Genomic DNA, 12,031 nt, shown 5'->3' on the forward strand with positions numbered 1-12,031 from the left:
TATGGATAAGAAATCTGCTCGTATCCGTCGTGCGACCCGCGCACGCCGCAAGCTCCAGGAGCTGGGTGCAACTCGCCTGGTGGTACATCGTACCCCGCGTCATATTTACGCACAGGTAATTGCACCGAACGGTTCTGAAGTTCTGGTAGCTGCTTCTACTGTAGAAAAAGCTATCGCTGAACAATTGAAGTACACCGGTAACAAAGACGCGGCTGCAGCTGTGGGTAAAGCTGTTGCTGAACGCGCTCTGGAAAAAGGCATCAAAGATGTTTCCTTTGACCGTTCCGGGTTCCAATATCATGGTCGTGTCCAGGCACTGGCAGATGCTGCCCGTGAAGCTGGCCTTCAGTTCTAAGGTAGAGGTGTAAGATGGCTCACATCGAAAAACAAGCTGGCGAACTGCAGGAAAAGCTGATCGCGGTTAACCGCGTATCTAAAACCGTTAAAGGTGGTCGTATTTTCTCCTTCACAGCTCTGACTGTTGTTGGTGATGGTAATGGCCGCGTAGGTTTTGGTTACGGTAAAGCGCGTGAAGTTCCAGCAGCGATCCAGAAAGCGATGGAAAAAGCCCGTCGCAATATGATTAACGTCGCGCTGAACCACGGCACCCTGCAGCACCCGGTTAAAGGTGTTCACACGGGTTCTCGTGTATTCATGCAGCCAGCTTCCGAAGGTACCGGTATCATCGCCGGTGGTGCAATGCGCGCCGTTCTGGAAGTTGCTGGAGTTCATAACGTTCTGGCCAAAGCATATGGTTCCACCAACCCGATCAACGTGGTTCGTGCAACTATTGATGGCCTGGAAAATATGAATTCTCCAGAAATGGTCGCTGCCAAGCGTGGTAAATCCGTTGAAGAAATTCTGGGGAAATAAACCATGGCAAAGACTATTAAAATTACTCAAACCCGCAGTGCAATCGGTCGTCTGCCGAAACACAAGGCAACGCTGCTTGGCCTGGGTCTGCGTCGTATTGGTCACACCGTAGAGCGCGAGGATACTCCCGCTGTTCGTGGTATGGTCAACGCGGTTTCCTTCATGGTTAAAGTTGAGGAGTAAGAGATGCGTTTAAATACTCTGTCTCCGGCCGAAGGCTCCAAAAAGGCGGGTAAACGCCTTGGTCGTGGTATCGGTTCTGGCCTCGGTAAAACCGGTGGTCGTGGTCACAAAGGTCAGAACTCTCGTTCTGGCGGTGGCGTACGTCGCGGTTTCGAGGGTGGTCAGATGCCTCTGTACCGTCGTCTGCCGAAATTCGGCTTCACTTCTCGTAAAGCGATGATCACTGCAGAAGTTCGTCTGTCTGATCTGGCTCACGTAGAAGGCGATGTAGTCGACCTGAACACGCTGAAAGCGGCTAATATTATCGGTATCCAGATCGAGTTCGCGAAAGTGATCCTGTCTGGCGAGGTAGCTCGTCCGGTAACTATTCGTGGCCTGCGTGTGACTAAAGGTGCTCGTGCTGCTATCGAAGCTGCTGGCGGTAAAATTGAGGAATAAGTAGCAGATGGCTAAGCAACCGGGATTAGATTTTCAAAGTGCCAAAGGTGGACTTGGCGAGCTGAAACGCAGACTTTTGTTTGTTATCGGTGCGCTGATTGTATTCCGTATTGGTTCTTTTATTCCGATCCCTGGTATTGATGCCGCTGTACTTGCCAAACTGCTTGAGCAACAGCGAGGCACCATCATTGAAATGTTCAACATGTTCTCTGGTGGTGCTCTCAGCCGTGCTTCTATCTTTGCTTTGGGTATCATGCCGTACATCTCGGCATCGATCATTGTCCAACTGCTTACAGTTGTTTATCAACCGTTAGCAGAGATGAAGAAAGAAGGGGAGTCTGGTCGTCGTAAGATCAGCCAGTACACCCGCTACGGTACTCTGGTGTTGGCTATATTCCAGTCGATCGGTATTGCTACCGGTCTACCGAATATGCCTGGTATGCAGGGCCTGGTAATGAATCCAGGCTTTGCATTCTACTTCACCGCTGTTGTAAGTCTGGTCACAGGAACCATGTTCCTGATGTGGCTCGGCGAACAGATTACTGAACGTGGTATCGGTAACGGTATCTCGATCATTATCTTCGCTGGTATCGTTGCGGGTCTCCCGCCAGCCATCGCCCATACTATCGAGCAAGCGCGTCAAGGCGACCTGCACTTCCTCCTGTTGCTATTGGTTGCAGTATTAGTATTTGCCGTGACCTTCTTTGTTGTGTTCGTAGAACGTGGTCAACGCCGCATTGTGGTGAACTACGCGAAGCGTCAACAAGGTCGTCGTGTCTATGCTGCACAGAGCACACATTTACCGTTGAAAGTGAATATGGCGGGGGTAATCCCGGCAATCTTCGCTTCCAGCATTATTCTGTTCCCTGCAACCATCGCGTCATGGTTCGGGGGCGGAACCGGTTGGAACTGGCTGACAACAATTTCGCTGTATTTGCAGCCTGGGCAACCGCTTTATGTGTTACTCTATGCGTCTGCGATCATCTTCTTCTGTTTCTTCTACACGGCGTTGGTTTTCAACCCGCGTGAAACAGCAGATAACCTGAAGAAGTCCGGTGCATTTGTACCAGGAATTCGTCCGGGAGAGCAAACGGCGAAGTATATCGATAAAGTAATGACTCGTCTGACTTTGGTTGGTGCGCTGTATATTACCTTTATCTGCCTGATCCCGGAGTTCATGCGTGATGCAATGAAAGTGCCGTTCTACTTCGGTGGAACCTCGCTGCTTATTGTTGTCGTTGTGATAATGGACTTTATGGCTCAAGTGCAAACTCTGATGATGTCAAGTCAGTACGAGTCTGCATTGAAGAAGGCGAACCTGAAAGGCTACGGCCGCTAACGGGTCGCCCGAGAAGTTACGGAGAGTAAAAATGAAAGTTCGTGCTTCCGTCAAGAAATTATGCCGTAACTGCAAAATCGTTAAGCGTGATGGTGTCATCCGTGTGATTTGCAGTGCCGAGCCAAAGCATAAACAGCGCCAAGGCTGATTTTTTCGCATATTTTTCTTGCAAAGTTGGATTGAGCTGGCTAGATTAGCCAGCCAATCTTTTGTATGTCTGTACGTTTCCATTTGAGTATCCTGAAAACGGGCTTTTCAGCATGGTGCGTACATATTAAATAGTAGGAGTGCATAGTGGCCCGTATAGCAGGCATTAACATTCCTGATCAAAAACATACCGTAATCGCATTAACTGCAATTTTCGGTATCGGCAAGACCCGCTCTAAAGCCATCTGTGCTGACACGGGTATCGCTGAAAATGTTAAGATCAGTGAGCTGTCTGAAGAACAAATTGAAGCCCTGCGTGAAGCAGTAGGCAAATTTGTCGTTGAAGGTGATCTGCGCCGTGAAATCACCCTGAGCATCAAGCGTCTGATGGACCTTGGTTGCTATCGTGGTTTACGCCATCGTCGTGGTCTTCCGGTTCGCGGTCAGCGTACTAAGACCAACGCACGTACCCGTAAGGGTCCGCGTAAACCGATCAAGAAATAATCGGGGTGATTGAATAATGGCAAAGGCACCAGTTCGTGCACGTAAGCGTGTAAGAAAACAAGTCTCTGATGGCGTGGCTCATGTCCATGCTTCTTTTAACAACACCATCGTTACCATCACTGATCGTCAGGGTAACGCACTGGGTTGGGCAACAGCCGGTGGTTCCGGTTTCCGTGGTTCTCGCAAATCCACTCCGTTTGCAGCTCAGGTTGCAGCAGAGCGTTGCGCTGAAGCCGTAAAAGAATACGGCATCAAGAATCTGGAAGTTATGGTCAAAGGTCCGGGTCCGGGTCGCGAATCTACTATTCGTGCACTGAACGCCGCTGGTTTCCGCATCACTAATATTACTGATGTGACTCCGATCCCTCATAACGGTTGTCGTCCGCCGAAAAAACGTCGCGTATAACGCGCTCGTTTCTAGGATTGTTGGAGAAAGAAAATGGCAAGATATTTGGGTCCTAAGCTCAAGCTGAGCCGTCGTGAGGGCACAGACCTGTTCCTTAAGTCTGGCGTTCGCGCGATCGATACCAAGTGTAAAATTGAACAAGCTCCTGGCCAGCACGGTGCGCGTAAACCGCGTCTGTCTGACTATGGTGTGCAGTTGCGTGAAAAGCAAAAAGTTCGCCGTATGTACGGTGTGCTGGAGCGTCAGTTCCGTAACTACTATAAAGAAGCAGCACGTCTGAAAGGCAACACCGGTGAAAACCTGTTGGCTCTGCTGGAAGGTCGTCTGGACAACGTTGTATACCGTATGGGCTTCGGCGCGACTCGTGCTGAATCACGTCAGCTGGTTAGCCACAAAGCTATCATGGTAAACGGTCGTGTTGTTAACATTGCTTCTTATCAGGTTAAAGCGAACGACGTTGTTAGCATTCGTGAGAAAGCGAAAAAGCAATCTCGCGTGAAAGCCGCTCTGGAGCTGGCTGAGCAGCGTGAAAAGCCAACCTGGCTGGAAGTTGATGCTGGCAAGATGGAAGGTACGTTCAAGCGTCAGCCGGAACGTTCTGATCTGTCTGCGGACATTAACGAACACCTGATCGTCGAGCTTTACTCCAAGTAAAGCTTAGTACCAAAGAGAGGACACAATGCAGGGTTCTGTGACAGAGTTTCTAAAACCGCGCCTGGTCGATATCGAGCAAGTGAGTTCGACGCACGCCAAGGTGACCCTTGAGCCTTTAGAGCGTGGCTTTGGCCATACTCTGGGTAACGCACTGCGCCGTATTCTGCTCTCATCGATGCCGGGTTGCGCGGTGACCGAGGTTGAGATTGATGGTGTACTGCACGAGTACAGCACCAAAGAAGGCGTTCAGGAAGATATCCTTGAAATCCTGCTCAACCTGAAAGGGCTTGCGGTGAGAGTTCAGGGTAAAGATGAAGTCATCCTTACTTTGAATAAATCTGGCATTGGCCCTGTGACCGCAGCCGACATTACCCATGACGGTGATGTCGAAATCGTCAAGCCGCAACATGTGATCTGCCACCTGACCGATGAGAACGCTGCGATTAGCATGCGTATCAAAGTTCAGCGCGGTCGTGGTTATGTGCCGGCTTCTGCCCGAATTCATTCGGAAGAAGATGAGCGCCCAATCGGCCGTCTGCTGGTCGACGCATGCTACAGCCCAGTAGAGCGTATTGCCTACAATGTTGAAGCAGCGCGTGTAGAACAGCGTACCGACCTGGACAAGCTGGTCATCGAAATGGAAACCAACGGCACAATCGATCCTGAAGAGGCGATTCGTCGTGCGGCAACCATCCTGGCAGAACAACTTGAAGCTTTCGTTGACTTACGTGATGTACGTCAGCCGGAAGTTAAAGAAGAGAAACCAGAATTCGATCCGATCCTGCTGCGCCCTGTTGACGATCTCGAATTGACTGTCCGCTCTGCTAACTGCCTCAAGGCAGAAGCTATCCACTATATCGGTGATCTGGTACAGCGTACCGAGGTTGAGTTGCTGAAAACGCCGAACCTGGGTAAAAAATCTCTTACCGAGATTAAAGACGTGCTGGCTTCACGTGGTCTGTCTCTGGGCATGCGCCTGGAAAACTGGCCACCGGCAAGCATTGCTGACGAGTAACCGGATCACAGGTTAAGGTTTTACTGAGAAGGATAAGGTCATGCGCCATCGTAAGAGTGGTCGTCAACTGAACCGCAACAGCAGCCATCGCCAGGCTATGTTCCGTAACATGGCTGGTTCGCTGGTTCGTCATGAAATCATCAAGACGACCCTGCCGAAAGCGAAAGAACTGCGTCGCGTAGTTGAGCCGCTGATTACTCTTGCCAAGACTGATAGCGTTGCTAATCGTCGTCTGGCATTCGCCCGCACTCGTGATAACGAGATCGTGGCAAAACTGTTTAACGAGCTGGGCCCGCGTTTCGCGAGCCGCGCCGGTGGTTACACTCGCATTCTGAAGTGTGGCTTCCGTGCAGGCGACAACGCGCCGATGGCATACATCGAGCTGGTTGATCGTGCTGAGCTGAAAGCAGAAGCTGCTGCAGAGTAATCTGTAGTAACGTAAAAAAACCCGCCCCGGCGGGTTTTTTTATATCCTCGTTATGTTGGCTTCACTACAATAGCTGTATTCTTTTTGTTCATCCCCGGAGCCGTATGATGTGGTTACTGGATCAGTGGGCAGAACGCCATATCCTTGACGCCCAGCGCAAAGGCGAGTTCGACGACCTGCCCGGCCGTGGAGAGCCGCTGACGCTAGACGACGATCTACATGTCCCACCTGAACTGCGTGCCGGCTATCGGCTACTCAAAAACGCCGGTTGTCTTCCACCAGAACTTGAGCAGCGCCGGGAAGCCGTCGCGCTGATTGATTTACTCAAAGTTGTCCGCCCTGATGACCCACAACACGCTGAATTGAGCCGTCAGCTTGCGTTGCTTGAACTGAAGCTTCGCCAGGCTGGATTGAGTACTGATTTTTTACGGGGTGAATATGCGGACAGGCTGTATAACAAAATGAATAAGGAGTAGGCATGTATCGTATTGGTGAACTCGCGAAACTGGCTGATGTGACGCCCGACACCATCCGCTACTATGAAAAGCAGCAGATGATGGCTCACGATGTCCGTACCGAAGGTGGTTTTCGGCTGTACACCGAGAAAGATCTTCAGCGTTTGCGGTTTATTCGCTATGCCCGCCAGCTAGGCTTTACGCTGGAAGCGATCCGCGAATTATTGTCGATCCGTGTCGATCCGGAGCATCACACTTGTCAGGAATCTAAAGGCATCGTACAGGCCCGTTTGGGTGAAGTGGAAGCACGTATTAAAGAACTACAATCGATGCGCCGGTCTTTGCAACGACTCAATGACGCCTGTTGCGGGAGTGCGCACAGCAGTGTGTATTGCTCGATTCTTGAGGCGCTTGAGCAGGGGGCAAGTAGCACGACAGGACGTTGATTTTCTCATCGCGCAGATCTACACTCGCGACGATCTTATCTACTATCAGGAGTCATCATGAGCCGCTATCAACATACTAAAGGGCAGATTAAAGACAATGCCATTGAGGCGTTACTGCACGACCCATTATTCAGGCAACGGATTGAAAAAAGTAAGAAAGGGAAAGGTAGTTATCAACGTAAGGACAAACATGCAGGGCGGAATGACCGGGAGGCCAGTGGCAAAAGAGTGATCCACTTTTTTACCACTGGCCTTCTGCTTTCTGCCGCTTGATTAAGAACGGTTATTTTGCTCTTTCAACAGATCGCGAATTTCACTTAACAATACTTCTTCTTTCGACGGAGCCGGCGGTGCTGCTGGTGCTTCTTCCTTTTTGCGATTCAGGTTATTCATCAATTTGATTGCCATAAAAATGGCAAAAGCCACGATCACAAAATCGAAGACATTCTGGATAAACACCCCGTAATGCATCACGACAGCAGGGATATCACCCTGTGCATCGCGCAATGTAACGGCAAAGGATTTAAAATCAATACCGCCAATCAGTAGTCCAAGCGGTGGCATAATAATATCGGCAACCAGTGACGATACAATTTTACCAAATGCTGCACCAATGATGACACCCACTGCTAAATCAACAACATTCCCGCGCATCGCGAAGTCGCGAAACTCTTTTAAAATGCTCATTTTATTCTCCTTGAACCAGCCAACTTAATAAGTTTATCAAATGTATTCCTGTTTGCCATTACTGTTGAATAATTGCTAAAAAATATTATCCATTAATAAGTGCAGGGTAATTAAAGCGGGCGCTGTATTGCCGCCCGCAGTTATTAAAGGAAGAAAGGACTTGGCTGGAACAGGCGTTCGACATCGGAGATAAATTTTTTGTCGGTCAGGAACATAATGACATGGTCACCCTGTTCAATGCGCAGGTTATTATTGGCAATCATAACATCGTTACCACGGACTACGGCGCCAATGATCGTGCCTGGTGGCAGTTTGATCTCATCGATCGAACGACCAACAACCCGGGAGGTACTTTCATCGCCATGGGCGACAGCTTCAATGGCCTCAGCCACACCGCGGCGTAGTGATGATACGCCAACAATATCCGCTTTACGCACATGACTGAGGAGGGCAGAAATGGTGGCCTGCTGCGGAGATATCGCAATGTCGATCACGCTACCTTGTACCAGATCGACGTACGCTTTCCGTTGGATCAGCACCATCACTTTTTTGGCGCCCATTCGTTTGGCCAGCATGGCGGACATGATGTTCGCTTCGTCATCGTTGGTAACGGCAATGAAAAGATCCACCTGATCAATGTGCTCTTCGGCCAGCAGCTCCTGATCGGAGGCATCGCCATAAAACACGATCGTATTTTGCAATTTCTCGGCAAGTTCAGCGGCGCGTTGCTGATCGCGTTCGATGAGTTTTACGCTGTAATCTTTCTCAAGACGATGAGCCAGACCCGCCCCGATGTTGCCACCACCAACCAGCATGATTCGTTTATAAGGTTTTTCCAGACGCTGCAGCTCACTCATTACCGCGCGGATATGTTGGGATGCGGCAATAAAGAACACCTCATCGCCGGCTTCAACAATCGTTGAGCCCTGAGGGCGAATAGGCCTGTCATGGCGGAAAATGGCCGCGACGCGTGTGTCGATATGTGGCATATGTTCGCGCATGGTTGATAGTGCATTACCGACCAGCGGACCGCCATAGTAGGCTTTCACCACCGCGAGACTGACTTTCCCTTCTGCAAAGTTGACGACCTGCAGCGCACCCGGATACTCAATAAGGCGATAGATATTGTCGATAACTAACTGTTCAGGTGCGATTAGATGGTCAATGGGGACCGCTTCTGAGTGGAACAGTTTTTCGGCATCCCGGACGTAATCCGGCGAGCGGATGCGGGCAATACGATTGGGGGTATTAAAGAGCGAGTAGGCGACCTGGCAGGCCACCATATTGGTCTCATCTGAGCTCGTTACCGCAACCAGCATGTCGGCATCATCAGCGCCGGCTTCACGTAATACCCGGGGGTGGGAACCGTGTCCCTGAACAACGCGAAGGTCGAATTTATCCTGCAGACTGCGCAGGCGATCCCCATTGGTATCGACTAAGGTGATGTCGTTGTTCTCTCCGACGAGGTTTTCCGCGAGAGTTCCACCTACCTGACCGGCGCCCAGAATAATAATCTTCATCAGCAGTGATCCATTATTTCCGATGTTTGATCAGCTTAGCGTAAAAGAACCCATCACCGTCTTCAGAACCAGGCAAATTTTGCACGCCAGGCTGCTCGGGGGTACCGGTGCTGCTGAGTTCGGCATCTGCGGTACGCTTCAGGAACGCCGCAATCTGCTGGCTATTCTCTTCCGGAAGGATTGAACAGGTTGCATAGACCAGTGTGCCGCCAGGTTTCAGATGTGACCAGATAGCATCCAGAATTTCTGACTGCAGTTGGGCCAGTTCGGCAATATCGCGGTCGCGGCGTAACCATTTAATATCTGGATGGCGACGAATGACGCCCGTTGCTGAGCAGGGGGCATCAAGCAGAATACGGTCGAATTTTTCATCCTCGCACCACTGGGCTGGATAGCGGCCATCGCCCTGTTTAACCTGGGCTTTCATGCCGAGTCGTTTCAGGTTGTCGTAGACGCGGGACAGGCGTTGTTCGTCAATATCAACGGCCAGCACATTAGCCTGCGGCGCAACTTCGAGAATATGCGTCGTTTTTCCCCCGGGAGCGGCACACAGATCCAGGATCCGCTCGCCGTTTTCTGGGGTCAAATAGCGCATGCAGCCCTGGGCTGAAGCATCCTGAACGGTGACCCAGCCCTGATCGAATCCCGGTAATGCGTGGACGGGGGCCGGCGTTGCCAGGCGAACCGCATCAGGGTAATCAGGATGAGTGAACCCCTGTAATCCGGCGGCTTCAAGCAATTTCAGCCACTCATCGCGCGAGTGATGATTGCGGTTAACACGCAGCCACATAGGTGGGCGCTGGTTATTCGCTTCGGCGATGGCCTGCCATTGCTGCGGCCAGGATTTTTTCAGGCGGTTAAGCAACCAGGCGGGATGGAGAAAGCGGCTCTCGCCCTGGGATAATTCGGCCAGCAGGGTTTCCTGTTGACGCTGAAACTGGCGTAATACGCCGTTGATGAGCCCTTTCAGCTGCGGACGTTTGATTGCTACGGCGCCTTCAACGGTCTCTGCTAGCGCAGCATGAGCAGGAATGCGGGTATAGAGCAGCTGATAAAACCCGACCATAATTAAGTAGTGAATAGTGCGCTGTTTGCCGGTCATCGGGCGCGCCATCAGCTTGTTAACCAGCCACTCCAGCTGACTCAGCGTGCGCAGCACGCCAAAGCACAACTCTTGCAGCAGTGCTTTGTCCTTTTCCCCGACCTTCTGCTGTAACGGTGGCAGAACGTTGCTCAAGGACTGGCCTTGTTCGACAACTTGCTCAACGGCCTGGGCCGCCAGACTGCGTAAATTAAGATTTTTTTTCATAACCGCAAAATAAAAATGCCCGGTAAACCCGGGCTTTAGAAGTGATTACCGTCAGGAGAGACGGTTGCCGGGCGTAAACCAATCCCGGCGAGAATTTAGCAGATCCTGGGCGCTCATTGCTTTTTTACCCGCAGGCTGCAGCGATTCCAGATTCAGGATACCGTTACCTGTTGCGACCTGAATGCCTTGCTTGCCGGCGGCTACGATGGTGCCTGGTTCAGCGTTACTGGTTTCAGCAATCACAGATGCCTGCCAGACTTTCACCGGTTGTTCGTCAATTTCAAGCCAGCTCATCGGCCACGGGTTGAAGGCACGAATACAACGTTCGAGTTGGACGGCGGAAAGTGACCAGTCAATACGGGCTTCTTCTTTACTGAGCTTCTCTGCGTAGGTTACAACAGCCTCGTCCTGCACTTCCGGCTGAGTGGTGCCATTCGCCAACTGGGTTAATGTTTCCAGTAATCCCTGCGGGCCGAGATCCGCGAGCTTGCCATACAGGCTTGCGCTGGTATCCTGTGCCGTGATCGGGCAGGAGAGCTTGTACAGCATGTCGCCGGTATCCAGACCAACATCCATCTGCATGATGGTCACGCCGGTTTCCGCGTCACCCGCCCAGAGCGAGCGTTGGATCGGTGCTGCCCCACGCCAGCGTGGTAACAATGAGCCATGTACGTTGATGCAGCCCAGGCGCGGCATATCCAACACCGCTTTAGGAAGAAGCAATCCGTAGGCCACGACAACCATGACATCGGCGTTCAGCGACGCAACCAACTGCTGATTTTCCTGCGGGCGCAAGGAAACAGGCTGGAATACCGGCAGATTGTGGCTCTCAGCGAGGGCTTTTACCGGCCCCGGCATCAGCTTTTTGCCGCGGCCAGCAGGGCGGTCCGGCTGGGTAAATACGCCAACAACCTGGTGCTCAGACGACAACAGCGCATCAAGATGACGCGCTGCAAAATCAGGGGTTCCCGCAAAAATGATACGTAGTGATTGTGACACGTTAGTCCTTGTCCTCAGGCACGCGTACGCAAACGATCCAGTTTTTCAACTTTCTGACGGATACGCTGTTGCTTAAGCGGTGACAGATAATCGATAAACAGCTTGCCTACCAGGTGATCCATTTCATGTTGGATGCAGATAGCCAGCAGACCGTCAGCCTCCAGTTCGAACGACTTGCCTTCGCGATCTAATGCGCGAATTTTCACGGTTTCGGCACGTGGAACCAGCGCGCGTTGTTCCGGGATCGACAGGCAACCCTCTTCGATACCCGCTTCACCGTTCTTTTCCAGCAGCTCAGGGTTGATTAACACCAGATGCTGTTCGCGGTTCTCAGAAACATCAATGACGATGATCCGCTGATGGATGTCCACTTGAGTGGCGGCCAGGCCAATACCGTCTTCCGCGTACATCGTCTCGAACATATCATCGACGATACGCTGAATTTCTGCATTCACTTCTTTTACCGGTTCAGCGACTTTGCGAAGGCGCTCGTCCGGGATATGTAACACTTGCAAAACAGTCATAAAGATCCAGAGTCGTATTCAGGAGTGGATAAGATTATTAGCTCTATTCTAGACAAAACCCCCTGTAATTGACAGTCTCGCTCTCCAATCACAAGGATTGTCAAA

General features: G+C 51.3%; 19 protein-coding genes. 14 read left to right on the forward strand and 5 right to left on the reverse strand.

From position 1 onward, the window contains the following. The first annotated feature begins 1 nt into the window (after position 1). The 14 genes from rplR to ACMYSP_RS14825 all read left to right on the forward strand — a co-directional run bounded on the left by rplR (position 2) and on the right by ACMYSP_RS14825 (position 7,160). Complete coding sequence (gene rplR / locus ACMYSP_RS14760; protein ID WP_000358960.1) at positions 2–355, forward strand: 50S ribosomal protein L18; 354 nt, start codon at positions 2–4, stop codon at positions 353–355. Between the two features lie 14 nt (positions 356–369). After that, positions 370–873, forward strand: coding sequence for a 30S ribosomal protein S5 (gene rpsE / locus ACMYSP_RS14765; RefSeq protein ID WP_004106339.1), 504 nt, complete (start codon positions 370–372; stop codon positions 871–873). A gap of 3 nt (positions 874–876) precedes the next feature. Continuing rightward, positions 877–1,056 carry a 50S ribosomal protein L30 gene (gene rpmD, locus ACMYSP_RS14770; RefSeq protein ID WP_001140434.1) on the forward strand — a complete coding sequence of 60 codons (180 nt, stop codon included), beginning with the start codon at positions 877–879 and terminating at the stop codon, positions 1,054–1,056. A 3-nt stretch (positions 1,057–1,059) separates the two neighbouring features. After that, positions 1,060–1,494 carry a 50S ribosomal protein L15 gene (gene rplO, locus ACMYSP_RS14775; RefSeq protein ID WP_123753632.1) on the forward strand — a complete coding sequence of 145 codons (435 nt, stop codon included), beginning with the start codon at positions 1,060–1,062 and terminating at the stop codon, positions 1,492–1,494. Between the two features lie 7 nt (positions 1,495–1,501). Then, complete coding sequence (secY, locus tag ACMYSP_RS14780) at positions 1,502–2,833, forward strand: preprotein translocase subunit SecY (protein ID WP_041142963.1); 1,332 nt, start codon at positions 1,502–1,504, stop codon at positions 2,831–2,833. 31 nt (positions 2,834–2,864) lie between these two features. After that, positions 2,865–2,981: a 50S ribosomal protein L36 gene (rpmJ, locus tag ACMYSP_RS14785; protein WP_000868187.1), complete on the forward strand. Its 117-nt coding sequence runs from the start codon at positions 2,865–2,867 to the stop codon at positions 2,979–2,981. 146 nt (positions 2,982–3,127) lie between these two features. Beyond that, positions 3,128–3,484, forward strand: a complete 357-nt coding sequence (rpsM, locus tag ACMYSP_RS14790; RefSeq protein WP_123753631.1) for a 30S ribosomal protein S13 — start codon at positions 3,128–3,130, stop codon at positions 3,482–3,484. Between the two features lie 16 nt (positions 3,485–3,500). Beyond that, the gene (rpsK, locus tag ACMYSP_RS14795; protein WP_004138423.1) at positions 3,501–3,890 is read left to right on the forward strand and encodes a 30S ribosomal protein S11; all 390 of its coding nucleotides are present in this window, start codon (positions 3,501–3,503) and stop codon (positions 3,888–3,890) included. Between the two features lie 33 nt (positions 3,891–3,923). Continuing rightward, positions 3,924–4,544, forward strand: coding sequence for a 30S ribosomal protein S4 (gene rpsD, locus ACMYSP_RS14800; RefSeq protein WP_004868345.1), 621 nt, complete (start codon positions 3,924–3,926; stop codon positions 4,542–4,544). Positions 4,545–4,569: 25 nt separating this feature from the next. Continuing rightward, a complete protein-coding gene (locus tag ACMYSP_RS14805; protein WP_002919219.1) occupies positions 4,570–5,559 on the forward strand; it encodes a DNA-directed RNA polymerase subunit alpha in 990 nt (329 codons plus the stop codon). A 40-nt stretch (positions 5,560–5,599) separates the two neighbouring features. Then, positions 5,600–5,986 carry a 50S ribosomal protein L17 gene (gene rplQ, locus ACMYSP_RS14810; protein WP_004868344.1) on the forward strand — a complete coding sequence of 129 codons (387 nt, stop codon included), beginning with the start codon at positions 5,600–5,602 and terminating at the stop codon, positions 5,984–5,986. A 107-nt stretch (positions 5,987–6,093) separates the two neighbouring features. Continuing rightward, positions 6,094–6,462, forward strand: coding sequence for a DUF1992 domain-containing protein (locus ACMYSP_RS14815; RefSeq protein WP_434587106.1), 369 nt, complete (start codon positions 6,094–6,096; stop codon positions 6,460–6,462). A 2-nt stretch (positions 6,463–6,464) separates the two neighbouring features. Beyond that, positions 6,465–6,887, forward strand: a complete 423-nt coding sequence (zntR, locus tag ACMYSP_RS14820) for a Zn(2+)-responsive transcriptional regulator (protein WP_174510507.1) — start codon at positions 6,465–6,467, stop codon at positions 6,885–6,887. Between the two features lie 57 nt (positions 6,888–6,944). Further along, positions 6,945–7,160, forward strand: coding sequence for an alternative ribosome-rescue factor A (locus tag ACMYSP_RS14825; RefSeq protein WP_434582806.1), 216 nt, complete (start codon positions 6,945–6,947; stop codon positions 7,158–7,160). On the opposite strand, the gene mscL is transcribed toward ACMYSP_RS14825, so the two are convergent. From mscL to def, 5 genes are all read right to left on the reverse strand, one after another. Continuing rightward, positions 7,161–7,574 (reverse strand): large-conductance mechanosensitive channel protein MscL, encoded by a 414-nt coding sequence (gene mscL, locus ACMYSP_RS14830; protein ID WP_123753627.1) that lies wholly within the window; start codon positions 7,572–7,574, stop codon positions 7,161–7,163. A gap of 143 nt (positions 7,575–7,717) precedes the next feature. Then, a complete protein-coding gene (trkA, locus tag ACMYSP_RS14835) occupies positions 7,718–9,094 on the reverse strand; it encodes a Trk system potassium transporter TrkA (RefSeq protein ID WP_434582807.1) in 1,377 nt (458 codons plus the stop codon). 13 nt (positions 9,095–9,107) lie between these two features. Further along, a complete protein-coding gene (rsmB, locus tag ACMYSP_RS14840; protein ID WP_434582808.1) occupies positions 9,108–10,403 on the reverse strand; it encodes a 16S rRNA (cytosine(967)-C(5))-methyltransferase RsmB in 1,296 nt (431 codons plus the stop codon). A 51-nt stretch (positions 10,404–10,454) separates the two neighbouring features. Continuing rightward, on the reverse strand, positions 10,455–11,402 hold the full coding sequence (gene fmt / locus ACMYSP_RS14845) for a methionyl-tRNA formyltransferase (RefSeq protein WP_434582810.1): 948 nt from the start codon (positions 11,400–11,402) through the stop codon (positions 10,455–10,457). Between the two features lie 14 nt (positions 11,403–11,416). Continuing rightward, complete coding sequence (gene def, locus ACMYSP_RS14850; RefSeq protein WP_434582811.1) at positions 11,417–11,926, reverse strand: peptide deformylase; 510 nt, start codon at positions 11,924–11,926, stop codon at positions 11,417–11,419. Positions 11,927–12,031 lie beyond the last annotated feature (105 nt).

The organism is Klebsiella sp. R390, assembly GCF_051131745.1.
Taxonomy (GTDB): Bacteria; Pseudomonadota; Gammaproteobacteria; order Enterobacterales; family Enterobacteriaceae; genus Klebsiella.

Excerpts from the sequence above, each read along its gene's own strand:
- ACMYSP_RS14805 (WP_002919219.1), top strand. The coding sequence starts at position 4,570 with ATGCAGGGTTCTGTGACAGAGTTTCTAAAACCGCGCCTGGTCGATATC.
- rsmB (WP_434582808.1), bottom strand. The coding sequence starts at position 10,403 with ATGAAAAAAAATCTTAATTTACGCAGTCTGGCGGCCCAGGCCGTTGAG.
- rpmD (WP_001140434.1), top strand. The coding sequence starts at position 877 with ATGGCAAAGACTATTAAAATTACTCAAACCCGCAGTGCAATCGGTCGT.
- secY (WP_041142963.1), top strand. The coding sequence starts at position 1,502 with ATGGCTAAGCAACCGGGATTAGATTTTCAAAGTGCCAAAGGTGGACTT.
- ACMYSP_RS14825 (WP_434582806.1), top strand. The coding sequence starts at position 6,945 with ATGAGCCGCTATCAACATACTAAAGGGCAGATTAAAGACAATGCCATT.
- rplQ (WP_004868344.1), top strand. The coding sequence starts at position 5,600 with ATGCGCCATCGTAAGAGTGGTCGTCAACTGAACCGCAACAGCAGCCAT.
- rplR (WP_000358960.1), top strand. The coding sequence starts at position 2 with ATGGATAAGAAATCTGCTCGTATCCGTCGTGCGACCCGCGCACGCCGC.
- def (WP_434582811.1), bottom strand. The coding sequence starts at position 11,926 with ATGACTGTTTTGCAAGTGTTACATATCCCGGACGAGCGCCTTCGCAAA.
- rpsD (WP_004868345.1), top strand. The coding sequence starts at position 3,924 with ATGGCAAGATATTTGGGTCCTAAGCTCAAGCTGAGCCGTCGTGAGGGC.
- mscL (WP_123753627.1), bottom strand. The coding sequence starts at position 7,574 with ATGAGCATTTTAAAAGAGTTTCGCGACTTCGCGATGCGCGGGAATGTT.
- ACMYSP_RS14815 (WP_434587106.1), top strand. The coding sequence starts at position 6,094 with ATGTGGTTACTGGATCAGTGGGCAGAACGCCATATCCTTGACGCCCAG.
- rplO (WP_123753632.1), top strand. The coding sequence starts at position 1,060 with ATGCGTTTAAATACTCTGTCTCCGGCCGAAGGCTCCAAAAAGGCGGGT.
- rpmJ (WP_000868187.1), top strand. The coding sequence starts at position 2,865 with ATGAAAGTTCGTGCTTCCGTCAAGAAATTATGCCGTAACTGCAAAATC.
- rpsE (WP_004106339.1), top strand. The coding sequence starts at position 370 with ATGGCTCACATCGAAAAACAAGCTGGCGAACTGCAGGAAAAGCTGATC.
- trkA (WP_434582807.1), bottom strand. The coding sequence starts at position 9,094 with ATGAAGATTATTATTCTGGGCGCCGGTCAGGTAGGTGGAACTCTCGCG.
- zntR (WP_174510507.1), top strand. The coding sequence starts at position 6,465 with ATGTATCGTATTGGTGAACTCGCGAAACTGGCTGATGTGACGCCCGAC.
- rpsK (WP_004138423.1), top strand. The coding sequence starts at position 3,501 with ATGGCAAAGGCACCAGTTCGTGCACGTAAGCGTGTAAGAAAACAAGTC.